The sequence below is a fragment of the Bacillus sp. JFL15 genome, from assembly GCF_001184225.1.
GTDB classification, from domain to species: domain Bacteria; phylum Bacillota; class Bacilli; order Bacillales; family Bacillaceae; genus Bacillus; species Bacillus siamensis.
Window position 1 is genome coordinate 2,672,107 of record NZ_KQ236689.1, and the last position, 24,169, is coordinate 2,696,275.

Genomic DNA, 24,169 nt, shown 5'->3' on the forward strand with positions numbered 1-24,169 from the left:
GGGAGCGGCATGAAGAAAACCATTGTTTTTAAGTGCGGCGGCAGCGTGATCCGCGAGTTATCCGCCGCTTTTTTTCAAAATGTAAAAGAGCTTATGCAATCGGGCTGGAACATTGCCGTCGTGCATGGCGGCGGTCCGGAAATTTCACAAATGCTGAAAACATTGCAAATTGAAACGGAATTTGTCGATGGGCAGCGGAAAACGACCAAACCGGTGCTGGAAACAGCCGAAATGGTCTTGTCAGGAACGGTCAATAAATTTTTCGTAACCGAACTCGCGAAAAACGGGCTGAAAGCTGCGGGAATCTCAGGCAAGGACGGCGGTCTCCTTCAAGCATCCTATCTTGATCAAGACAAATACGGAGAAGTCGGTGAAATCCAAAAAACCGATCCGACCATTATTCAAGCACTAATGAAAGAAGGCATCATTCCCGTTATCGCTCCGCTTTCCATGACAAGTGATTTCGAAACGCTGAACGTCAACGCAGACGCAGCGGCTTCGGCCGTCGCTTCAGCCTTACAAGCCGATAAACTTTTATTTGTCACGGATGTCGAAGGAATTATGGATGGAGAGAACCGGTTGGATACTTTGACGCCGCGGGAGATTCAGACTCTCATCGATGGCGGCGTCATTTCGGGAGGGATGATTCCGAAGGTGAAGTCGGCATTATCGGCACTGAGTGAAGATGTCGCGGAAGTCATGATCGTAAACGGAAAAGGAGCTTTTTTCACCGATCAAGCCTTCCAAGGAACAAAAATCGTCAAGGAAAAGGAGAGCGTGTCATGAGCAGCTTATTTCAAACCTACAGCCGCTGGCCTATTGATATCAAAAAAGCGAAAGGGACAATCGCAGAGGATGAAAACGGAAAAACGTATCTGGATTTTATTCAGGGCATCGCCGTTTCCAATCTCGGCCATTGTCATAATGCGGTGACAGAAGCGGTCAAAGAACAGCTTGACAGCGTATGGCACGTTTCCAATCTGTTTGAAAATGACCTTCAGGAAAAAGCCGCGGCAAAGCTTGCCGAACATAGCGCGGGGGAACTTGTTTTCTTCTGTAACAGCGGAGCGGAAGCGAATGAAGGCGCCATTAAGCTTGCCCGTAAAGCAACAGGAAAAACAAAAATCGTGTCATTCCGGCAATCCTTTCACGGACGGACATATGCGGGAATGGCCGCCACCGGACAAGACAAAATCAAAAGCGGTTTCGGACCGATGCTCCAAGGATTTCACTATCTTCCGTTTAATGATCCGTCAGCATTCAGCACGCTTTCAAAAGAGGATGATATCGCCGCCGTCATGCTTGAGACGGTGCAGGGAGAAGGGGGAGTCCATCCCGCCGATCCGGAATTCATCGCAGCCTTACAGACGTTTTGCAAAGACAGACAGGCGCTGGTTATCATAGACGAGATTCAAACCGGAATCGGCCGGACGGGGAAAGCATTCGGCTATGAGCATTTCGGCATCTCTCCGGACATCATCACCGTTGCGAAAGGGCTTGGAAACGGTTTTCCCGTCGGCGCCGTGATCGGCAAAAAGAAGCTTGGCGAAGCCTTCACGCCGGGTACGCATGGTACGACTTTCGGCGGCAATAAGCTTGCCATGGCAGCCGTGAATGCAACCTTGGACATTGTGTTTCAGCCGGACTTTCTCAAGGCTGCGGCCGGCAAAGGCTCTTTTTTAAAAGACCGGCTGAAAAGTGAGCTGACAGTGCCTTTTGTAAAAGATATCCGCGGAAAAGGGCTATTAATCGGCATTGAATGCGCAGGTTCCGTTTCCGGCATTATCGGAGACCTGCAGGAACGAGGACTTCTCGTGCTTCCGGCCGGACCGAATGTCATCAGACTGCTCCCGCCGCTTACGGTTTCTGAAGAGGAAATGCTCTCGGCCGTCAGTATGCTGAAAGCAGCGATAGAAGCGCATACCGCAGTGAAACGATAATTTTTTTTCGCTATAAGAGTATAAAAATTCATGTTTTTAATTAATTATTCATCAAGAGGTGGGCTTTAGATGAAAGGCTATTTAGTATTGGAAGACGGAACATCATTCGGCGGTGATCTTGAAAAAGAAGCATGCTGTGTTGGCGAAGCGGTTTTTTTCACCGGAATGACGGGTTATCAGGAAGTGCTTACGGACCCGTCATATAAGGGCCAGATCATTGTTTTTACGTATCCGCTGATCGGAAACTACGGAATTAATGAAAAAGACCTTGAGAGTAAGATTCCTCAAGTCAAGGCCGTTGTCGTGTATGAAGCGTGTGAACATTTTTCTCACCATGAAGCAGTCTCAAGTTTGAGAGAGTATTTAAATAAATGGAACATCCCGCTTTTAACCGAAGTGGACACACGGGCCGTCGTCAAAACCATCCGCTCCGGCGGCACGATGAATGCTGCCGTGTCAACAACAGGAGAAGTTCCGGCGGCATCCGGAACAGAAAACCCGGCTGAGCTGGCGCAGGCCGAAGAGATCACCTCTATGGGAGACGGAGACCGGCATATTGCGCTGATTGATTTCGGCTATAAAAAATCAATCGCTTCGTCGCTTGTAAAGCGCGGCTGTAAAGTAACAGTCGTTCCGTATCACCAGATGAACGCCGTTTATGATATTCGGCCTGACGGAATCGTGCTTTCAAACGGACCTGGGGACCCGAAAGCGATTGCTCCGTACATGGACCGGATTAAGGCTTTACTGAATGCTTTCCCCGCACTCGGCATTTGTCTCGGACATCAGCTGATTGCCCTCGCTTTCGGAGGGAATACGTATAAACTGCCGTTCGGGCACAGGGGAGCCAACCATCCCGTTATTGACCGGAAAACGAAACGGGTGTTTATGACAAGCCAGAACCACAGCTACGTCGTCGATGAAGCATCAATTGACCAAAATGAGCTGTCGATCAGATTCCATCATGTCAATGACACATCAGTGGAAGGACTCATTCACAACCGCCTTCCCGTAATAAGCGTACAGTTCCACCCTGAAGCTCATCCCGGACCGGCTGAGAGCGAGTGGATATTTGATGAATTTCTAGAGAAAGTGATACCAGCAAGGAGAGAAATCGCTCATGCCTAAAGATACAACCATTTCCAGCATATTAGTCATCGGCTCAGGCCCGATCATCATCGGCCAGGCGGCTGAATTTGATTATTCAGGAACGCAGGGATGCATGGCTCTGAAAGAAGAAGGATACCGTGTTATTCTCGTCAACAACAACCCGGCAACGATTATGACGGATGAGGCGTTTGCCGATGAAATTTATTTTGAACCGCTCACGACTGAAAGCATCGAAGCCATCATTGAAAAAGAAAAACCGGACGGCCTCCTTGCCAATTTGGGTGGCCAGACGGCATTGAATTTAGCCGTTAAGCTTGAAGAAGCAGGCGTGCTGAAGAAGCATCATGTTAAGCTTTTAGGAACATCAGTGGAGACCATTCAAAAAGGCGAAGACCGGGAGCGGTTCCGGGCTCTGATGAAAGAGCTCGATCAGCCCGTTCCGGAAAGCGAAATCGTCGACAACGAAGAAGATGCCCTCCGCTTCGCTGAGTCTATCGGATTTCCGGTTATTCTGAGACCGGCGTATACGTTAGGCGGAAAGGGAGGCGGAATCGCGAAAACGAAAGAAGCGTTTCAAACGCTGATTAAACAGGCACTGTTGGCAAGCCCGATCAGCCAATGCCTCGTCGAAAAAAGCATCGCCGGTTTTAAAGAAATCGAATATGAGGTCATGCGTGACAGAAATCATACATGCATCACCGTCTGCAACATGGAAAACATTGATCCCGTCGGCGTGCATACAGGAGACTCGATCGTAGTCGCGCCGTCCCAGACGTTAACAGATGAAGAATATCAGATGCTCCGTTCGGCAAGTTTGGCGATTATTTCAGCACTGGATGTGGTCGGCGGCTGCAACATTCAATTTGCGCTGGATCCGTTCAGCAAACAGTACTATGTCATTGAAGTGAACCCGCGTGTCAGCCGCTCTTCAGCTCTCGCATCAAAAGCGACCGGCTATCCGATTGCCAAAATGGCGGCGAAACTTGCCGTCGGCTATACGCTTGATGAACTGAAAAATCCGCTGACGGGCTCTACTTATGCAAGCTTTGAACCGGCGCTGGATTATGTCATCGTCAAGTTCCCGCGCTGGCCGTTTGATAAATTTAAACATGCCGACCGCACACTCGGAACGAAGATGAAAGCGACGGGAGAGGTCATGGCGATTGAAAGAAACATGGAAGCAGCCATTCAAAAAGCGGCGGCCTCCCTTGAGCTGAAAACGATCGGCACCCGCCTTCCCGAACTCGGCGGCTTTACGGTCAATCAGCTGTGGGAATTAGCGGTAACGCCCGATGACCGGAGATTCTTCGTCGTCATGGAACTGTTAAGCCGCGGTGTAACGATAGAAGACATTCATTCTAAAACGAAAATTGACCCGTTTTTCCTTCATGTATTCCAAAACATCATCACATTGGAAAACAAGCTGATGGAAGAAGGAGATCATCTGTCTGTCCCGCTTTTAAAGCAGGCGAAGGTAAAAGGCTTCACGGACGTCATGATCGCGTCTCTTACGGGAAAAACGGAAGAAGACATCCGCGCTCTCAGAAAGAAAGCAGATATCGTCCCGTCGTTTAAAATCGTAGATACATGCGCCGCTGAATTTGATGCCAAGACCAATTATTTCTACTCCACCTATCTCGGAGAAAGCGACGGAGATATCAGCCGAAAAGAGAAAAAACGGGCGCTCATTATAGGATCAGGCCCGATCCGTATCGGTCAGGGAGTGGAATTTGACTACAGCGCAGTCCACGGCGTCCTGACCCTGCAAAAGCTGGGCTATGAAACGATTATGATCAATAACAATCCGGAAACGGTAAGCACCGATTACGAAATTGCCGACAGGCTCTATTTTGAACCGCTGACAGCAGAGCATATTTTAAACGTGGCGGAACATGAAAACATTGATTTTGCCATCGTCCAGTTTGGGGGACAGACCGCTATCAATGCCGCTGAATCACTGGAAAAAGCGGGTGTTCAGCTGCTCGGAACATCCTTTAGAACCCTGGATGCGCTGGAGGATCGGGATCTGTTTTATCGGCTGCTTGATGAGCTTGATCTGAAACATGCCGAAGGGGAAACGGCTTATACGAAAGAAGAAGCCGCGGAAAAAGCAAGCCGCATCGGGTATCCCGTGCTGATCCGTCCGTCTTATGTCATCGGGGGGATGGGCATGATCATCGTGGATTCAGAAGCGCAGCTGTCAGACCTGCTGGAAAAAGAAGCGGGCATGCCGTATCCGATTTTGATCGACCAATACATTACAGGAAAAGAATTGGAGATTGATCTGATTTCCGACGGACATGAAGTATTCGTTCCGACTTATACAGAACACATTGAACGGGCCGGCGTCCATTCGGGCGACAGTTTTGCGATTCTGCCGGGTCCATCCGTCACACTTGATATGCAGCGGGAAATAAAAAAGGCTGCCGAAAAAATTGCGGTAAAACTGGGTTTCAAAGGCATTATGAACATTCAGTTTGTCATTGATGACAAAGGGGATATTCTCGTTCTTGAAGTGAATCCGCGGGCAAGCCGCACGGTTCCTGTCGTATCTAAGGTGATGGGAGTGCCGATGATCCCGCTTGCCGCCAGACTGCTGGCCGGCGCTTCCCTTAAAGACCTCAACCCCGAGGTTCAAAATCAGCATGGAACGGCTGTGAAATTCCCGGTATTTTCTTCTCACGCCATTCAGGATGTTGACGTAAAGCCGGGACCGGAAATGAAGTCGACAGGAGAAGGGATGTGTGTCGCGTTTGACGCAGAAAGCGCCCTGAAAAAAATCTACGCGCATGTCTGGGAGAAAAAAGGAAGCGTCTATCTGGAAGGCGGAGATGAGGAACTGGCACGGCAGGCTCAAGCGGCGGGATTCACCGTGTGCAAAGACTCTTTTGAGGCCTGGGCGGATCGGAAGGATAAAGCGGTCCATATTAATTTCAATCATTCTGAAGAAGCGCGCAAACAGCGGATTGAAGCCATGACGCATGGCGTGACGGTCTTTACTGAACCGGAAACCGCAAAGGCATTTTTAGCAAGCGGCTCCGGCAAACCTCAGCCTGTATCGCTTAAAGATCTTTATCAAAAGGATGTGGCATCATGCACACAGTAAAAGCGGAACATACTTTAACCCATTTGTACGGCAAAGATTTTCTTTCCTTGAAGGATTTCAGCCCTTCTGACATTAACGGGCTTCTGACAGAAGCTTCATTATTAAAACAGCATCCGATACAGCCGATTTTTCAAGGAAAAACATTGGCGATGATTTTTGAAAAATCTTCAACCCGCACGCGTGTATCGTTTGAAGCGGGCATGGCTCAGCTCGGAGGAACAGGACTATTCCTTTCAAGCAGCGACCTGCAGCTTGGACGGGGAGAGACGGTCGCGGATACGGCGAAGGTGCTGTCCGGATTCGTTGATGCCATTATGATCCGCACCTTTGAGCATGAAAAAGTCGAAGAACTTGCCGAGCATGCACACATTCCCGTCATAAACGGGCTGACCGACCGGTACCACCCGTGTCAGGCACTCGCGGATCTGTTAACGATACAAGAAATAAAAGGAGAGCTGAAAGGAGTAAAAGTCGCCTATATCGGAGACGGAAATAATGTGGCGCATTCACTTATGATCGGCTGCGCAAAAATGGGCTGTGACATTGCGATTGCTTCGCCGAAAGGCTATGAAGTAGAGGAAGAGGCGGTAAATGCCGCAAAAGAAGCTGCGGCTGTTTCCGGAGCGGAGATCATCCTTACCGAAAATCCGCGGGAAGCGGTGCGGGATGCAGACGTGATTTACTCCGACGTCTTTACGAGCATGGGGCAGGAAGAAGAGATGCAGCAGCGGCTGAACGTGTTTGCACCGTACCAAGTCAACGCCTCACTCGTCAGTCTCGCCAAGCCTGACTATACCTTTTTGCACTGTCTGCCCGCGCATCGGGAGGAAGAGGTCACGTCCGAGATAATTGACGGCCCGAACTCTGCGGTATTCCAGCAGGCGGAAAACCGGCTTCACGCGCAAAAAGCGCTCTTGAAAGCTCTTCTTTACAAACAGGATGAACAAAAAAACCGCTGAGCCTCATTCAGCGGTTTTTTAATATTTTCCCGTATACAAGCGCATACTACATGAAAAAGAAAAAGGAGGAAATGACGTGGGACAGCAGCATCAATTCCGACCGGGACAAAAAGCGCCGAATAACGGTGTGTACGTTGAAATCGGAGAAACGGGAAGTATGGTCAAAAATCCGCAAAAAATCAAGCTTACAGCGGGAGAAATGTTTCCTGAGACTTCAAATCACAACAGATTATGGACATATCAACGAAAACCGTGAACAGAAAAAAACCTGCTGAATAGCAGGTTTTTTTAATTAATGCTGGCTTGCATCCTGTTTGACAGGCATGACTTCCGCAAGAACAAACACAAGCACCGCGATAACCACGGCGATAACGGATGATTGCTTGAAGTTGTATGCCGCGCTGTTCATGGAGGCGATCAAATAACAGGCCATATGTGTTAAAAGGAACGTCCAAATAAAACCGATAACTAACCGCACGTTTCCACCTCGTCCTTCATTTTATTCTACGTTGTATCATACCATACATAAGGCGCGGGCGGAAGGTCAATTTCGCATCAAAAAGCCCCGCCCTAAAACTGACTTTTTCCCGCCTGTCCGGCCGTCTGACAGAAAATACGGTCCCCGCACCGGTATAATAGCCAAAACATAGAAGCAACTAGGGGTTTAACTGATCCGTTTTCATTCTTCTTACATATGATAGCCAATAGAGAAACTAGGAGTAAAAGGAGGCGGAAAGGCATGGGGATAACGGAAAGATTTTTCCAACTCGGATCTGAGCTGAACGTCATCCATCTGCCGTATCGGCCGAACGGCTTCTGTATCTTTATTCTTGGGGACAGAACTCACTTTGTCAGCGGGGATTCAAGCTTTTGGCTAGAACATGAAGGGAGAAACCATCTGTTAAATACGCTGCGTGACAGAGGTTATACAATCTTCAACAGTAATTTATACGGCAGGCACTGGGGATCGGAAAAAGCCGCCGCTTACGCCAGGCAGCTGATTCATTATGTGCTGAAACAAGAAACCCTCAACCCGAAGATACACTTGCTTGCAGAAGGCATGGGCGCTCTCATCGCCGATCAACTGCTGCAATCTTCGCCGGAGCATATCCGTTCAGCAGCAATGTTAGATCCTTGTCTTGACCTTCAAGCCCATTTTGAATCAGAGAAAGAAAATAAGTTTTTTTATAAGCAGTTTCTGAGAGAAACGGCTCAAAGCTTCGGTGTTTCTGAAAAAGAGGCAAGCTCGCTGACCTATCAGACCATCACCGGCTGCCGCACCAGCGTGCCGGTACATATATGGCAAAGAACGACCGGAGCGCCGTATCCGTATACCCTGCATGCGAACGCATATAAAGAAGCCCGGGAAAAGACCGGAAGCAAGACTGATATCACATATCACATGCTTGAGAATCCGGCGCGGATGTACAGAGCCATCTGCCGCTTTTTCCGCAGTCATGAAAAAGACCTGTAGTGAATAGTATACAACAGCCATCTCTTTTCAGAGGGCTGTTTGGCTTGTGCGTGAATGAAAAACCGGAAAGGCGGCATATATGATGAAGACAGCGCTGATCATTGGAGCAGATGAATTTCTCGGCCTTTCATTATGCGAACGGATGATGGATGAAGGTGTGCATGTTGATGTCATTTTGGATGAGCCGGAGGACAAAACGAGGCAGCTGTATTTAGAAGAACGTTTAATGTGGCTCGGGAGAAACGGGCTTTTTCAAATCATAGATGAAATCGGTGACAAGGAATACGATCGAATCTGCGTTCAATACGGGAGCGGATGTCTGCCTGAAGACAGAACGGAGCCTTTATATTGGATTGTTTACAACGAGGATCACGGAGACTGGGAAAAAAACGGCCAGCGGGACACGGTTAAAACGATTATTCTTCCGCCGCTTTACGGCCCGTGGACGGAAGCGAAAGAAGATGGCGAAAGCAGGGTCTTTTTAGAAGACGCAGCCTGCGGTCTGATGAATAAGCTTCAGGCGGACGGCACAGAGGAAGAAAATCAGGTTATTACCCTGGAAATAATAGAAAAAACGCAAAAAACAGAAGCGGAAGAAAAAATTCAAGAGTGGAAAAGACAATTTTCATCAACATTCGACAATTTTTAAGAAATACCTTCCATGTTATGTGCATTACCGCTACAATAAATGTATATCAATTATACATGTTATGAGTAAAAAAGGGGTTGAACACGGCTTGATCACCAGGCTTGTCATGGTCTTTTCTGTCCTCCTTTTATTGAGCGGATGCGCACAAGCTCCGTTTAAAGGGAAAATTGAGAAGGTCGGAATGCTTTTTCCCGATACCATCAGTGACCTGGTATGGGGCACAAAAGGTTACAAAGGTTTATTAGCGATACAATCTGAATTTAACGTTGACGTTTATTATAAAGAAAATATCAGATCTGATGAAGATATTTTAAAAGCGATAGATGATTTGCATAAAAAAGGAGTCAATCTTTTATACGGGCACGGAAATGAATACGAGGAAATCTTCAATATGATCAGTAAGGATTATCCCGACATGGAATTCGTCGTCGCAAACGGAACGGCGAAAAACGATAATGTCACAAGCGTTCATCTTATGGGAGAAGCGATGGGCTTTTTTGGGGGAATGACGGCCGCCCATATGTCAAAAACGAATGAGGTCGGCGTCATCGCCTCGTTTTTATGGCAGCCTGAGGTAGACGGCTTTATTAAAGGAGCAAAATATGAAAAGCCCGATATCACCGTCAATACTGAATTTACGGACCATTGGGATAACGGCAATGAAGCACTGCATCTTTATAAGAAGTTAAAAGCAGAAGGCACGGATGTTGTATATCCGGCCGGAGACGGGTATAATGTTCCTGTCATTCAGCAAATTAAAAAAGACGGGCTTTACGCCATCGGCTATGTCGCCGAGCAATCGAACCTGGGCAAAAACACGGTGCTGACAAGCACCGTGCAAAATGTAGACAAAGCCTATACAATAATCGCCGAGCAATATAATAACGGCACGCTCAAGAGCGGAGATCACGACTTCGATTTCAGGGAAGGAGTCGTTGAAATGGGGACGTTCAGCCCTCTGGTGGACAAAGCATTTCAAGACAAAATCTCAGACCTTGTAAAAACGTATAACCGAACAAATGAACTGCCGTCAAATGAATAGAGGTGGATACACATGCAGCATGAAAAGTCTCTTGAATTTATGCAGATCGCAATGAAATACCTGCCGGAAGCAAAGGCGGAGCTTGAGAAATCCGGCATTGATCTGTCTATGGAAATGATTCAGCCGTTTATGGATCTATTTACATCGGTCATGGCGGAAGCGTATGAGCTTGGCAGATCTGATGCCGGAGAGCTGAATAAATAAAGAGAGCCACTTTTTCATGAAGTGGCTTTTCACATGATTTTTTTCTTTATAGCGGATACCATCGATCCAAGCCCAAGGTCTTTAAATACTGGCTTTAATTGATCCAGAGAGTTCATGATGGAACCGAGCTGATTCATGACGTGATTGTAATCGATCTCCTGCTCTTCGTTTTCTTTCTGAGGCTGCTCCGGGTTTTCTTCCGGTTCTTTATCCCGGTCCCCGGAATTGCCGAACATCATTTTAGTGAAAATATCCATAATAAAGCCTCCTTTCATCTTCCTTTTATACTATGAAGATCAGGAGCCGATAGTTTAGACGAATATATTGCCAACAGAAAAAAAATAGGGTAGAATTAGTACCTGATACTAATAATTGATCATAACTAATTAGTTTTAAATTCATTATAAAAAGGAGTATTTCCTATGAAAGCTGGAATTCTTGGTGTCGGCCGTTACATCCCGGAAAAAGTGCTGACAAATCATGATCTTGAACAAATGGTAGATACATCGGACGAGTGGATTCGTACGAGAACAGGTATAGAAGAAAGAAGAATTGCCGCTGAAGATATGTATTCATCCGGCATGGCCGCTGAGGCTGCGCAAAAAGCGCTTGATCAGGCGGGCATTTCCGCTGAGGAGCTTGATATGATCCTCGTGGCGACGGTCACTCCCGACCAGTCTTTCCCTACTGTATCCTGTATGATACAAGAAAAGCTTGGGGCCAAAAAAGCGTGCGCGATGGATATCAGCGCCGCATGTGCCGGTTTTATGTACGGTATCGTAACCGCCAAACAATTCATTGAATCGCAAACATACAAACATGTCCTTGTGGTCGGAGTCGAAAAGCTTTCAAGCATTACTGACTGGGAAGACCGCAATACGGCTGTTCTGTTCGGGGACGGGGCCGGAGCGGCTGTCATCGGACCGGTCAGCGACGACAGAGGCATACTGTCATTTGAGCTCGGAGCAGACGGTACAGGCGGTCAGCACTTGTACTTAGATGAAAAAGGGCATACAATCATGCATGGAAGAGAAGTATTCAAATTCGCCGTCCGGCAAATGGGTGAATCAAGTGTAAATGTCATTGAAAAAGCCGGTCTTTCCAAAGAGGACGTAGACTTTTTGATTCCCCATCAGGCAAACATCCGCATTATGGAAGCGGCACGGGAACGTTTGGAGCTTCCGGTTGAAAAGATGTCTAAAACAGTCCATAAATATGGAAACACATCCGCAGCATCCATTCCGATTTCATTAGTAGAGGAACTGGAAGCAGGTAAAATTAAAGACGGCGATGTCATCGTCATGGTCGGTTTCGGCGGAGGATTGACATGGGGCGCCATAGCGGTGCGCTGGGGACGATAGAAAAAAGGTGAGGTGCACACATGATGAGTAAAAAAAGAGTAGTCGTTACAGGACTTGGAGCCTTGTCTCCGCTTGGCAACGACGCCGAAACAAGCTGGAAAAATGCAATTAGCGGCGTATCCGGAGTCGGACCGATCACACGTGTGGAATCGGATGAGTATCCGGCGAAAGTAGCTGCTGAACTGAAAGATTTCAATATTGAAAACTACATGGATAAAAAAGAAGCGAGAAAAATGGACCGCTTCACGCAATATGCTGTCGTAGCCGCGAAAATGGCTGTTGAAGATGCCGGTCTGAACATCACAGAAGAGATCGCGCCAAGAGTCGGCGTTTGGGTCGGTTCCGGAATCGGCGGCCTTGAAACGCTTGAATCCCAATTCGAAATCTTCCTGACAAAAGGGCCGAGACGGGTCAGCCCGTTCTTTGTTCCGATGATGATTCCGGATATGGCGACAGGCCAAATCTCAATCGCTCTCGGAGCAAAAGGAGTTAACTCCTGTACGGTGACGGCATGTGCGACGGGGACAAACTCTATCGGTGACGCGTTTAAAGTCATTCAGCGCGGCGATGCCGATGCGATGATTACGGGCGGAACGGAAGCGCCGCTGACAAGAATGTCATTTGCGGGCTTCAGCGCAAACAAAGCCCTTTCTACAAATCCTGATCCGAAAACGGCAAGCCGCCCGTTTGATAAAAACCGTGACGGCTTTGTCATGGGAGAAGGCGCGGGGATCGTCGTACTTGAAGAGCTTGAGCACGCGCTTGCCCGCGGTGCGAAAATCTACGGAGAAATTGTCGGTTACGGCTCAACGGGTGATGCTTACCACATTACCGCGCCTGCCCAAGACGGGGAAGGCGGTGCGAGAGCGATGCAAGAAGCAATCAAAGATGCGGGCATCGAGCCTGAAGAAATTGATTACATTAACGCTCACGGCACAAGCACGTACTACAATGACAAATACGAGACAAAAGCCATTAAGACCGTTTTCGGCGATCATGCGTACAAGCTTGCCATCAGCTCGACAAAATCAATGACGGGCCATTTGTTAGGCGCTGCCGGAGGAATTGAAGCCATCTTCTCCGTCATGGCGATTAAAGACAGCGTTATCCCGCCGACGATTAACATCGAAACACCTGATGAAGAGTGTGATTTAGATTATGTACCGGACAAAGCGCGCGAGCAGGATGTTAACATCGTTCTCAGCAACTCGCTCGGCTTCGGCGGACATAATGCCACTTTGATCTTTAAAAAATATCAATAATACAGTTTTTTGACCGGCTGCCTGAAAAAGGCGGCCGGTTTTTTTTGTGCGTGCATATGATAACAACAAGAGGAGGCGAACCGGTATGAGCGTCAAGCAGACATATAAATGGATGGAAAAGGCAGCATCCATGAATGATTTGGCCCCGCACCTTTTGCCGCTTTTTTCAGGGGCCGAAAAGAAAGAGTGGAAGCCGATACTCGGGATGCTGCAAAACCACGGAATGTTCCGCCATCTGAAGGACGGCGTTAGGACCAGTAAACGGCTGAAAGAAAGAGGAAGCTACAGCCATATCCAAAAGGAGGAAGCTTATTTAAAGGAGAAGTGGAACGGGCCGGACGTGCCGATCGTTGTTTTGCCCGTTGATGAACGAAACCGGAAAATCCGTCTGGAATTCGGGTCAAAATCCGGTCTTGCTTTCCGGGACAAAATGTTTCTCTTCTTATCGTCGGATAGTTCCAATTCAGCTGTTTCCGCCCTTATGACACATGAATATAATCACGTCTGCCGGTTAGAACATGTGACAAAGGACGAAAAAGATGAGACATTACTTGATACAATCATGATGGAGGGGCTGGCAGAATATGCTGTATATGAGCGGTTCGGCTCAAGTCTTACGGCGGAATGGACGTCCTACTATACGTCTGAGCAGCTTGATTTTCTGTTTGAAAAAAGAGTCAAGCCGAACCTCCGATTAACGAGAGACAGCAGAATGTTTTCACAGCTCTTATACGGAAAAGGATACTTCCCCTCAATGCTTGGTTATGCCGTCGGATTCAATATAGTAAAAAAATATTTAACCGATCATCAAAAAACAGTAAAAGAAGCATTGGCCATCCCTTCAAAAACCTTTCTGGAAGCAACGCTTTAAAAGATTAAAAGAATGGTAATTATTTAATGATATTACATTTATCCTAAAAAATTCTTGCTTTTGTAATAATGATGTAATAATATACAACTATAAAATTTTTGACTATTCTATATTTTGTGATAGCGAAACGTATGTTTCCCTCTGCTGCAGCGGAATGAGAAAGGGGCGTATCATGAGCACACTATTAGAAGTGAATAATTTAAAGACCTATTTTTTCAGAAAGAAACAGCCGATTCCCGCAGTCGACGGGGTGGATTTTCACATTAACAAGGGCGAAACCGTCGCCCTTGTAGGAGAATCCGGCTCGGGCAAAAGCATCACCTCGCTTTCTATTATGGGACTTGTCCAAGGCTCGGGCGGGAAAATTGTGGACGGCTCGATTAAGCTGGAAGGCAGGGACCTGGCCTCCTTCACCGAAAACGAATATTGCAAAATCCGCGGAAATGACGTCTCTATGATCTTTCAGGAACCTATGACTTCTCTAAACCCGGTGCTGACCATCGGCGAACAAATTACCGAAGTGCTTGAATACCATAAAAAAATGAGTAAAAAAGAAGCCGCGAATAAAGCCGTTGAGCTTCTCAAGCTCGTCGGATTCTCAAGAGCGGAACAAGTAATGAAAGAATATCCGCACCGCCTTTCCGGGGGGATGAGACAGCGGGTGATGATCGCCATTGCGCTCAGCTGCAACCCGAAGCTCCTGATAGCCGATGAACCGACGACAGCGCTTGATGTGACGATACAAGCCCAAGTATTGGAGCTGATGAAAGACCTCTGCAAAAAATTCGATACTTCCATTCTGCTGATCACTCACGATTTAGGCGTCGTTTCCGAAGCCGCCGACAGGGTGATCGTGATGTACTGCGGACAAGTCGTTGAGAGCGCGAGCGTGGAAGACTTATTTTTAAACCCCCTTCATCCGTACACGGAAGGGCTGTTAAACTCCATACCGGTGATAGACGGAGAGATTGATACATTAAAAGCGATCAAAGGCAGTGTCCCGACACCGGATCATCTTCCGGAAGGCTGCCGATTCGCTCCGAGGTGTGCAAAGGCGATGGACAAATGCAAAACGGGGCAGCCTGAGCTGATAACACATGAAAGCGGCCGTTCTGTAAGGTGTTTTTTATATGAGGAAGAGGGTGCCCAATCAAAATGACAGCTGTGAGCCAAGAAACGATATTAGAGCTGAAAGACGTAAAAAAATATTTCCCGATCCGTTCCGGTTTTTTTCAAAGAAAAGTCGGAGACATAAAGGCTGTCGACGGTGTTTCTTTTTCACTGAAGCGCGGCGAGACGCTCGGCATCGTCGGTGAATCAGGATGCGGCAAATCAACGGCGGGAAGGACGATGATCCGTTTATACAAACCGACAGACGGCCGGATTCTTTTTAAGGGTCAGGATATTTCCGGCTTATCAGAAGAAAAGCTGAGAAAAAGCGTCCGCAAAAACATCCAGATGGTCTTCCAGGACCCCTTCGCATCGCTTAATCCGAGAAAAACACTGCGCTCCATTATTAAAGAACCGTTCCAGACTCACCATATGTACAGCATTCGCGAGCGTAACGAGAGAGTAGAGGAGCTGCTGGCGAAAGTCGGTCTCCATCCGAGCTTTGCGAACCGCTATCCGCATGAATTTTCCGGAGGGCAGCGTCAGCGGATCGGGATTGCGCGGGCTTTAACATTGAATCCCGAGCTGATTATTGCGGATGAACCCGTATCCGCGCTTGATGTCTCCATTCAGGCTCAGGTCATCAATCTGATGGAAGAACTGCAGGAAGAATTCAACCTGACCTATTTGTTTATATCCCATGATTTAAGTGTTGTCCGCCATATCAGTGACAGAGTCGGCGTTATGTATCTGGGAAAAATGATGGAGCTGACCGATAAACATGAGCTGTACGACAATCCGCTTCACCCCTATACGCAAGCGCTGTTATCTTCAGTGCCCGTCACGAGAAAAAAAGACGCCGTCAAGCGGGAACGAATCATCCTGAAAGGAGAACTGCCGAGCCCGGCAAACCCGCCGAAAGGCTGCGTGTTCCACACGCGGTGCCCGATGGCCAAACCGATCTGTAAGGAACAAATCCCGGCATTTGAAGAAGCCGCTCCCGGCCATTACGTCGCCTGCCATTTATACACCTGAAATGACAAGCATCGAGAGGGGGTATGCCGGATTACATAACCTGTTTGCTGCATATATATCACAAAGGGGGAATTGATATGAAATTACGTAAAACCGCACTGATGATGCTAAGTGTTTTTATGGCGCTCGCCATCTTCCTGTCAGCCTGCTCCGGCTCAAAATCCACAAACACCGAATCCAAACCGGCCGGAAAACCGCAAAAAGGCGGAGATTTGGTTGTTGGGTCAATCGGGGAACCCACACTTTTTAACTCTCTGTATTCTACGGATGATGCAAGTACGGATATTGAAAATATGCTGTACAGCTATTTAACGAAAACTGATGAAAAACTGAATGTGAAATTATCACTCGCTGAAAATATTAAAGAATTAGACGGCGGCCTAGCATATGATGTGAAAATTAAAAAAGGCGTTAAGTTTCATGACGGAAAAGAACTGACTGCAGACGACGTCGTATTTACGTACAGTATTCCTTTAAGCAAAGATTACAAGGGAGAACGCGGCTCAACATATGAAATGCTGAAATCGGTAGAGAAAAAAGGCGATTACGAAGTATTGTTTAAGCTGAAATATAAAGACGGTAATTTTTACAACAATGCGTTAGACAGCACAGCCATTCTGCCGAAGCACATTCTCGGTAATGTTCCGATTGCTGATTTAGAAGAAAATGAGTTTAACAGAAAGAAACCAATCGGTTCAGGACCATTTAAGTTTAAAGAATGGAAGCAGGGCCAATATATTAAACTTGAAGCGAATAATGATTATTTTGAAGGAAGACCGTATTTAGATACTGTTACGTATAAAGTCATTCCCGACGCAAATGCTGCCGTTGCTCAGCTGCAGGCAGGCGATATTAATTTCTTTAATGTGCCCGCCACTGACTACAAAACGGCTGAAAAATTTAATAATCTGAAAATCGTTACTGATTTGGCATTAAGTTATGTGTACATCGGGTGGAATGAAAAAAATGAATTATTTAAAGATAAAAAGGTCCGTCAGGCGCTGACAACCGCTCTTGACCGCGAGTCAATCGTCAGCCAAGTATTAGACGGAGACGGAAAAGTAGCCTACATTCCGGAATCCCCTTTATCTTGGAACTATCCTAAAGATATAGAAGTTCCGAAATTTGCGTACAATGAGAAAAAAGCGAAGCAGATGCTTGCAGAAGCCGGCTGGAAAGATACGAACGGTGACGGCATTTTGGATAAAGACGGAAAGAAATTCTCGTTTACGCTTAAAACGAACCAAGGTAACAAAGTTCGTGAAGACATCGCTGTCGTCGTTCAAGAACAGCTGAAAAAAATCGGAATTGAAGTGAAGACCCAAATCGTTGAATGGAGTGCTCTCGTTGAACAAATGAACCCTCCGAATTGGGATTTTGATGCAATGGTCATGGGATGGAGTTTATCCACATTCCCGGATCAATATGACATCTTCCATTCAAACCAGATTAAAAAAGGATTAAACTATGTTTGGTATAAAAATGCCGAAGCTGATAAACTCATGAAAGATGCAAAATCAATCAGTGACAGAAAGCAATATTCAAAAGAATATGAGCAGATCTATCAAAAAATTGCGGAAGATCAACCGTATACGTTCTTGTATTATCCTAACAACCATATGGCAATGCCGGAAAATCTTGAAGGATACAAATACCATCCGAAACGTGATTTATATAATATCGAAAAATGGTGGCTTGCAAAATAATTTTCCCTTAAAGGGGAGGGAGAGCGTTTTCTCCCTCTTCTGTTTTTAATAAGGAAAGTAAAGGGGGACAAGTATATGGCTGCATATATTATCAGAAGAACCTTAATGTCTATTCCTATTTTATTGGGAATTACGATTCTATCATTTGTTATCATGAAAGCCGCGCCAGGAGACCCGATGACGTTAATGATGGACCCGAAAATCAGCCAGGCTGACAGAGAGCAGTTTATTGAGAAATACGGTCTGAATGATCCTCAGTACGTTCAATATTTAAAGTGGCTAGGCAACATGGTGCAGGGTGATTTCGGAACGTCTATTGTCAGAAAAGGAACGCCTGTTTCAGAACTGATTATGGCAAGGATGCCCAATACGCTCCTGCTGATGCTCGTTTCAACGATTTTAGCTCTTATGATTTCTATTCCATTCGGTGTTCTGTCGGCAAAGCGGCCGTATTCAAAGCTCGACTATGGCATTACATTTACCTCGTTTATAGGTCTGGCTATTCCAAACTTTTGGTTTGGATTAATTTTGATTATGGTGTTATCAGTAAATCTCGGCTGGTTTCCAACCGGTGGTGTCGAGACGCTGAATACCGAATTCAATATATTTGACCGGATTCATCATTTAATTCTGCCTGCATTCGTATTAGCTACAGCTGACATGGCCGGACTGACGAGATACACGAGATCCAATATGCTTGATGTATTAAATCAGGATTATATCCGTACGGCGAGAGCGAAAGGGTTTAAAGAGAACCGCGTGTTATTTAAACATGGATTGAGGAATGCATTATTACCCGTCATTACAATTTTCGGTTTGATGATTCCCTCATTTATCGGAGGATCTGTCGTTGTCGAACAAATTTTTACCTGGCCGGGGTTAGGGAAGCTGTTTGTTGATTCAGCGTTTCAGCGTGATTATCCCGTCATTATGGCGATGACCGTCATTTCAGCTGTCCTTGTGGTCATCGGCAACCTTGTCGCTGATATTTTATATGCAGTGGTTGATCCGAGAATTGAATATTAAAAGGGGGGACATCGATGGCTGAGCTGAACACATCTTCGGCACCGGAGATCGGGCTGAAAGAAAATATTGCTGAAAAACCGGAAACCATGACAAAAATCTTTTGGGAAAAGTTTTCGAAAAATAAACTGGCTGTTGCAGGTGCTGTTATTCTGTTTGTCATTATTATGTCAGCGATTTTTGCACCGGTGATTGCTCCTTATTCGCAAGAGCAGCAAAGCCTGCTTGATAAATTTAAAGCACCGGGTCTTGAACATTTGATGGGAACGGATAAATTCGGGCGTGACATCTTCAGCCGGGTTCTGTACGGCGCGCGAATCTCTTTACTAGTCGGATTTGCCTCTGTTGTCGGCTCTATTTTTATCGGGACGATTTTAGGAGCGATAGCGGGCTATTTTAAAGGTTTCGCAGATGCTGTTATTATGCGGCTAGTGGACATCGTCCTCTCCATTCCTGATATTTTCTTATTGATTACGCTTGTTACAATCTTTAAGCCAGGCGTGGATAAATTAATTTTAATTTTCTGTCTGACGGGCTGGACGACAACCGCTCGTTTGGTCAGGGGAGAATTTTTATCCTTGCGATCGAGAGAATATGTATTAGCCGCTAAAACAATCGGAACAAAAACACATAAAATTATTTTTTCACATATCCTGCCTAATGCGCTGGGACCGATTATTGTGTCAGCCACTTTAAAAGTCGGATCGGTTATTCTGGCCGAATCGGCACTGAGTTATCTCGGTTTCGGGATTCAGCCGCCGATCGCAAGCTGGGGCAATATGCTCCAGGATGCACAGAACTTTACGATAATGATTCAGGCTTGGTGGTACCCGTTATTCCCGGGTTTGTTGATTCTTCTTACTGTATTGTGCTTCAACTTTGTCGGAGACGGTCTGCGTGACGCGCTTGATCCGAAAAATGTGAAATGATCTCCCGGACGGAACGGGAGATTTTTTTGTTGCGATGCAGTCAGAAATCCAGCCCCCTATTGCGGAAATCTCATATCGAAATGGAATAATTTATCTATCCCTTGCCTATACTGTGGACAACAGTTTTTATAAAGTGAGGGGTCGAATATGTTATTTCTTCATGATGTGTGGGTCAATTGGTTTGAAGGGGAAGAGAATGGCTACAATGTATGCCATTTTCACGAATGGCGGAAGGAAGACACGGTTGAGCTTTTGGATCAGACGCCGCTGCTCAGAGTGCCGTCGGTATTATTTCATTACATAGAAAACGACTTATCAGAGCTTCCGAAAGAGCTGCTGGAACAAGTGCATCAAAAGTCATATGTGCGAAAAAATCATGAGCGGACGAAGCTTGAGTACTGTTTTGTCGTGACTGACGGAATCGGCATCATTGCCGTGGATACGATCGGGTATACCATTCCGGTCAGAAAGAGCCGCCTGATTCCGAGGCAGGAGCAGCTTGTTTATGAAATGGTAAAGGATGTAGAGCCGGAATCGTTTCAATTTGAGCCTGCACAATTGGAGTCTTCAAAGGAATATCACATTTTATCATTGGCGCCGGAGCATGTCAGAGGGCTGACGAGAAAAGAACGGCAGATCAAGCAGCTGATGTTTATGGCGCTTGACCAGCTTAAAGGGCTGAAAAACCGCGCGGAAATAGTGTATTGGTACACGGAATGGAATCCGCATATGTACGAGCAGATCAAACGGATGAGCTTCGAAGAGATTTGGGACATGCTTTATAATGAAACAATCGAAGGCTGGTCAGACAAGCATCTTGCATTCTGTGAAAATTTGATTAAAGGGCAGCCGTTTTTCGAAAAGCTTTGGGAAATGGAACAGGAATCAAAAGTGAACTAAAAAAGAGGCGGGGATTATCCCGCCTCTTTTCTTTATCTTCTTTTCCGTCCGAGACCCATGGCGTTTTCCATTTTTTTCACCATTTTGCCGGCGGTTTTGTTTGCGCGTGCTGCCCCTTCGTCGAGAATGCGGTCAAGCTCGTCGCTTTCAATTAATTCACGATAGCGCTCTTGGATCGGTGACAAAGCGCCGATAACAACTTCGGCTAAATCGCTTTTGAATTCACCGTAGCCTTTGCCTTCATATTTTGCCTCTAATTCTTCAATTGATGTGTTTCCTAAAATAGAATAGATCGTCAAAAGGTTAGAAACACCCGGTTTATTTTCTTTATCATACTTTACAATGCCTTCCGAATCAGTCACGGCGCTCTTGATTTTCTTTTCGAGCTGTTTCGGCTCATCAAGCAGCGTGATGTATGCCTTTTGGTTCGGGTCTGATTTGCTCATTTTTTTGAGCGGATCAGCCAGTGACATGATGCGCGCGCCCGTTTCAGGGATTTTCACCTCAGGAATCGTGAAGATGTCATTGTATTTCTTATTGAAGCGCTCCGCCAGATTGCGGGTCAGTTCAAGGTGCTGTTTTTGGTCTTCTCCGACCGGAACAAGGTCCGTGCCGTACAGTAAAATATCACCGGCCATCAGCGGCGGATATGTTAACAGCCCTGAGACGACGGCTTCTTTGCCTTTTGACTTATCTTTAAATTGCGTCATCCGCTCAAGCTCGCCGATATATGCGACACATTGGAGCATCCACCCCGCCTGGGCATGAGCGGGAACCTCTGACTGGATAAAGAGGGTCGCTTTCTCGGGGTCAAGTCCGACGGCCAGGTAAAGAGCCGCCAGATTGCGGATGTTCTTCCGCAGCTCAAGCCGATCCTGCGGAACCGTAATTGCATGCTGATCGACGATGCAGAAATATCCGTTGTAATCATACTGCAAATCGACAAATTGTTTCATGGCGCCGATGTAGTTGCCGAGGGTAACGGAGCCGCTCGGCTGAATGCCTGAAAAAATCGTTTTCTTCATAGTTCTTACCTCATTTCTTAAAACATAATAAAAAAAGCCCATTCTTCCCGTAGAAAAAAGGGACGAATGAACCGTGGTGCCACCCTGATTATTCCATTACAATGGAATCGCTCGAGACGTTGGTAACGGAGGCTGCTCCGGCTGGGCCTACTTTACGTTCGGTCAGCTGCTCAGAAGTCCATTCCACAGGGCCCATTACCTGCTCCCAGCACCGCAGGCTCTCTTCAAACGGGTTGATATGTGTACTACTCTTCATCATAGCAATCACAACAAAATGTTCTTTGATTGATCTATTATAAATCAATTATAGCCAAATGTCATCAGAAGAATACAAGCTTATTTCCAATTTGCTTAAAGGCTGAAAATCCGCAAAAAGAACTGAAAATGCCTAAAAGATAACGGATATCAACATTTCGTATAACGAATATTATATGTAAAAAGCAATATGAACTGGAAATTACAATAAAAATATTTAGTTAGGTCATGCTTTAAACTATAGAAGTGTATCACCTTTTTGGCAGAAAAACTGACCAAATTTAAATATTTTAAATTGAGAAAATAGTATTGCAATAAATTATTCATTTCATTATAATGAACTTGTTCACTCTATTGTTACAGCTTCTTTACATAAAATAATCAGAAAAGACGGAACACAATTAAAGTTTAGAAAAATATTACGTTATTTTGTCTGATATTTCTGAGTATTTAGTAGTAAAGGCTGAAAATTTGATTAGGGGGTTAGTGCATGAAAAAGCGTTGGTCTATTGTAGGTTTGATGCTTATCTTCTCGCTTGTGTTAAGTGCGTGCGGCGGATTCAGCGGCGGATCAGGCGACGGTAAAAAAGACACCAAAGGACAGACTACACTTAATATCAATATTAAAACTGAGCCGTTTTCAATGCATCCGGGATTAGCGAATGATTCCGTTTCAGGAGGCGTAATCCGCCAGATTTATGAAGGATTGACACGCGTAAACTCCAAAGGTGAGCCTGAAGAAGGAATGGCATCTAAAATTGAAACAAGCAAAGACGGAAAGACCTATACATTTACGATTCGTGACGGTGCGAAATGGTCTAACGGCGATCCCGTGACTGCGCAGGATTTTGAATATGCATGGAAATGGGTGCTTGACCCGAACAACGAATCACAATACGCTTATCAGCTCTACTACATCAAAGGCGCTGAAGCCGCCAATACAGGAAAAGGCAAGCTTGATGACGTAGGCGTAAAAGCCGTAAATGACAAAACATTAAAGGTAGAACTGAACAACCCGACACCTTACTTCCTGCAATTAACTTCATTCTATACGTATATGCCGATCAACAAGAAAATTGCTGAAAAACATAAAAACTGGAACACAAACGCAGGTGAAAATTACGTGTCAAACGGCCCGTTCAAAATGACAGCCTGGAAACACAGCGGTTCCATCACACTTGAAAAGAACGATCAATATTGGGATAAAGACGCTGTGAAATTGAAGAAAATCAACATGGTGATGATTAACAATGACAACACCGAACTGAAAAAATTCCAGGCGGGTGAGCTTGACTGGGCAGGAATGCCGCTCGGCCAGCTTCCGACCGAATCTCTGCCGACTTTGAAAAAGGATGGATCGCTCCATGTTGAACCGATCGCAGGTGTGTATTGGTACAAATTCAACACAGAAGCGAAACCGCTGAACAATGTGAACATCCGTAAAGCCCTTGCTTATGCGATCGACCGCTCATCTATCGTGAAAAATGTGACGCAGGGGGAACAAATCCCGGCCATGGCTGCAGTGCCGCCGTCAATGAAGGGATTCGAGGATAACAAAAAAGGCTATTTCAAAGACAATGACGTCAAAACAGCTAAAGAATACTTAAATAAAGGACTGAAAGAATTAGGTATCAAGAGCGTCTCTGACCTTCCGGCAATCAAATTGTCCTACAATACGAATGATGCGCATGCGAAAATAGCGCAGGCCGTACAGGAAATGTGGAAAAAGAACTTAGGTGTCAAGGCTGAGCTTGATAATTCCGAATGGAATGTGTACATCGATAAGCTGCACAGCCAAGATTATCAGGTCGGGCGTATGGCCTGGTTAGGCGACTTTAATGATGCAATTAACTTCCTTGAAGCATATCGCGATAAAGATGGGGGAAACAATGATACAGGATGGGAAGACCCTGAGTTTAAAAAGCTGCTGAACCAATCTCAGCTTGAAACGGATCCGGATAAACGTATCGAAGAGCTGAAAAAAGCAGAAAAAATCTTTATGGACGCAATGCCGGTCGCGCCAGTTTACTTCTATACAGATACTTGGGTGCAGGATAAAAACCTCAAAAATGTAATCTTGACCGGAACAGGTGACGTTTTCTTCAGAAACGCTTCTTTTGAATAACAGGCGGTTCTGAAAACAAAAGACCCAAGGTATATGGGGAGGATGTCCCCGTATACCTTTCTTGCTTATTAAGTTTAAAATGG

At 46.0% G+C, this 24,169-nt stretch carries 23 protein-coding genes and 1 other annotated feature; of the genes, 20 read left to right on the forward strand and 3 right to left on the reverse strand.

Features of this window, described 5'->3' with window-relative positions; translation table 11 throughout:
* Positions 1–9: 9 nt before the first annotated feature.
* The 6 genes from argB to AD710_RS13400 all read left to right on the forward strand — a co-directional run bounded on the left by argB (position 10) and on the right by AD710_RS13400 (position 7,371).
* Positions 10–786, forward strand: coding sequence for an acetylglutamate kinase (argB, locus tag AD710_RS13375; protein WP_049628247.1), 777 nt, complete (start codon positions 10–12; stop codon positions 784–786).
* Positions 783–1,940 carry an acetylornithine transaminase gene (locus tag AD710_RS13380; RefSeq protein ID WP_049628248.1) on the forward strand — a complete coding sequence of 386 codons (1,158 nt, stop codon included), beginning with the start codon at positions 783–785 and terminating at the stop codon, positions 1,938–1,940. Before argB ends, AD710_RS13380 begins: the two co-directional genes overlap by 4 nt.
* Before the next feature lie 69 nt (positions 1,941–2,009).
* Positions 2,010–3,068: a carbamoyl phosphate synthase small subunit gene (locus AD710_RS13385; RefSeq protein WP_047477775.1), complete on the forward strand. Its 1,059-nt coding sequence runs from the start codon at positions 2,010–2,012 to the stop codon at positions 3,066–3,068.
* Positions 3,061–6,156 carry a carbamoyl-phosphate synthase (glutamine-hydrolyzing) large subunit gene (locus AD710_RS13390; RefSeq protein ID WP_049628249.1) on the forward strand — a complete coding sequence of 1,032 codons (3,096 nt, stop codon included), beginning with the start codon at positions 3,061–3,063 and terminating at the stop codon, positions 6,154–6,156. The genes AD710_RS13385 and AD710_RS13390 overlap by 8 nt, the downstream gene beginning before the upstream one ends.
* Complete coding sequence (argF, locus tag AD710_RS13395) at positions 6,144–7,115, forward strand: ornithine carbamoyltransferase (RefSeq protein ID WP_049628250.1); 972 nt, start codon at positions 6,144–6,146, stop codon at positions 7,113–7,115. The genes AD710_RS13390 and argF overlap by 13 nt, the downstream gene beginning before the upstream one ends.
* Before the next feature lie 76 nt (positions 7,116–7,191).
* Entirely contained in the window at positions 7,192–7,371 is a 180-nt protein-coding gene (locus AD710_RS13400) for a YjzC family protein (RefSeq protein ID WP_016938252.1), read from the forward strand.
* A 36-nt stretch (positions 7,372–7,407) separates the two neighbouring features.
* On the opposite strand, the gene AD710_RS13405 is transcribed toward AD710_RS13400, so the two are convergent.
* A complete protein-coding gene (locus AD710_RS13405; RefSeq protein WP_016938251.1) occupies positions 7,408–7,593 on the reverse strand; it encodes a YjzD family protein in 186 nt (61 codons plus the stop codon).
* 261 nt (positions 7,594–7,854) lie between these two features.
* Between AD710_RS13405 and AD710_RS13410 the strand changes: the two genes are divergently transcribed.
* From AD710_RS13410 to AD710_RS13425, 4 genes are all read left to right on the forward strand, one after another.
* The gene (locus AD710_RS13410; protein WP_049628251.1) at positions 7,855–8,589 is read left to right on the forward strand and encodes a lipase family protein; all 735 of its coding nucleotides are present in this window, start codon (positions 7,855–7,857) and stop codon (positions 8,587–8,589) included.
* An 82-nt stretch (positions 8,590–8,671) separates the two neighbouring features.
* Positions 8,672–9,238: a hypothetical protein gene (locus AD710_RS13415; RefSeq protein WP_049628252.1), complete on the forward strand. Its 567-nt coding sequence runs from the start codon at positions 8,672–8,674 to the stop codon at positions 9,236–9,238.
* 88 nt (positions 9,239–9,326) lie between these two features.
* Positions 9,327–10,280 (forward strand): BMP family ABC transporter substrate-binding protein, encoded by a 954-nt coding sequence (locus AD710_RS13420; protein WP_045925324.1) that lies wholly within the window; start codon positions 9,327–9,329, stop codon positions 10,278–10,280.
* Between the two features lie 12 nt (positions 10,281–10,292).
* Complete coding sequence (locus tag AD710_RS13425; RefSeq protein WP_003155061.1) at positions 10,293–10,484, forward strand: ComZ family protein; 192 nt, start codon at positions 10,293–10,295, stop codon at positions 10,482–10,484.
* Between the two features lie 29 nt (positions 10,485–10,513).
* Here AD710_RS13425 and AD710_RS13430 read toward each other — a convergent pair whose 3' ends face one another.
* Complete coding sequence (locus tag AD710_RS13430; protein WP_016938247.1) at positions 10,514–10,741, reverse strand: hypothetical protein; 228 nt, start codon at positions 10,739–10,741, stop codon at positions 10,514–10,516.
* A 165-nt stretch (positions 10,742–10,906) separates the two neighbouring features.
* Here AD710_RS13430 and AD710_RS13435 point away from each other — a divergent pair, with 165 nt between their 5' ends.
* The 9 genes from AD710_RS13435 to AD710_RS13475 all read left to right on the forward strand — a co-directional run bounded on the left by AD710_RS13435 (position 10,907) and on the right by AD710_RS13475 (position 20,681).
* Positions 10,907–11,845 (forward strand): beta-ketoacyl-ACP synthase III, encoded by a 939-nt coding sequence (locus tag AD710_RS13435; protein ID WP_016938246.1) that lies wholly within the window; start codon positions 10,907–10,909, stop codon positions 11,843–11,845.
* Positions 11,846–11,868: 23 nt separating this feature from the next.
* Positions 11,869–13,107 (forward strand): beta-ketoacyl-ACP synthase II, encoded by a 1,239-nt coding sequence (fabF, locus tag AD710_RS13440; protein WP_049628819.1) that lies wholly within the window; start codon positions 11,869–11,871, stop codon positions 13,105–13,107.
* A gap of 85 nt (positions 13,108–13,192) precedes the next feature.
* Positions 13,193–13,978: a DUF2268 domain-containing putative Zn-dependent protease gene (locus AD710_RS13445; protein WP_045925325.1), complete on the forward strand. Its 786-nt coding sequence runs from the start codon at positions 13,193–13,195 to the stop codon at positions 13,976–13,978.
* Positions 13,979–14,150: 172 nt separating this feature from the next.
* Complete coding sequence (locus AD710_RS13450) at positions 14,151–15,137, forward strand: ABC transporter ATP-binding protein (RefSeq protein ID WP_016938243.1); 987 nt, start codon at positions 14,151–14,153, stop codon at positions 15,135–15,137.
* On the forward strand, positions 15,134–16,123 hold the full coding sequence (locus AD710_RS13455) for an ABC transporter ATP-binding protein (protein WP_016938242.1): 990 nt from the start codon (positions 15,134–15,136) through the stop codon (positions 16,121–16,123). Before AD710_RS13450 ends, AD710_RS13455 begins: the two co-directional genes overlap by 4 nt.
* A gap of 77 nt (positions 16,124–16,200) precedes the next feature.
* On the forward strand, positions 16,201–17,829 hold the full coding sequence (locus tag AD710_RS13460; RefSeq protein ID WP_049628253.1) for a peptide-binding protein: 1,629 nt from the start codon (positions 16,201–16,203) through the stop codon (positions 17,827–17,829).
* Between the two features lie 75 nt (positions 17,830–17,904).
* Positions 17,905–18,855, forward strand: a complete 951-nt coding sequence (gene appB / locus AD710_RS13465) for an oligopeptide ABC transporter permease AppB (RefSeq protein WP_049628254.1) — start codon at positions 17,905–17,907, stop codon at positions 18,853–18,855.
* A gap of 14 nt (positions 18,856–18,869) precedes the next feature.
* Positions 18,870–19,781 (forward strand): oligopeptide ABC transporter permease, encoded by a 912-nt coding sequence (opp4C, locus tag AD710_RS13470; protein ID WP_049628255.1) that lies wholly within the window; start codon positions 18,870–18,872, stop codon positions 19,779–19,781.
* A gap of 147 nt (positions 19,782–19,928) precedes the next feature.
* Entirely contained in the window at positions 19,929–20,681 is a 753-nt protein-coding gene (locus AD710_RS13475; protein ID WP_016938238.1) for a YjbA family protein, read from the forward strand.
* A 32-nt stretch (positions 20,682–20,713) separates the two neighbouring features.
* Here AD710_RS13475 and trpS read toward each other — a convergent pair whose 3' ends face one another.
* The gene (gene trpS, locus AD710_RS13480) at positions 20,714–21,706 is read right to left on the reverse strand and encodes a tryptophan--tRNA ligase (RefSeq protein ID WP_049628256.1); all 993 of its coding nucleotides are present in this window, start codon (positions 21,704–21,706) and stop codon (positions 20,714–20,716) included.
* 55 nt (positions 21,707–21,761) lie between these two features.
* Positions 21,762–21,974: a binding site (T-box leader), on the reverse strand.
* Positions 21,975–22,451: 477 nt separating this feature from the next.
* Here trpS and AD710_RS13485 point away from each other — a divergent pair.
* Entirely contained in the window at positions 22,452–24,086 is a 1,635-nt protein-coding gene (locus tag AD710_RS13485; RefSeq protein ID WP_016938236.1) for a peptide ABC transporter substrate-binding protein, read from the forward strand.
* Positions 24,087–24,169: the final 83 nt, after the last annotated feature.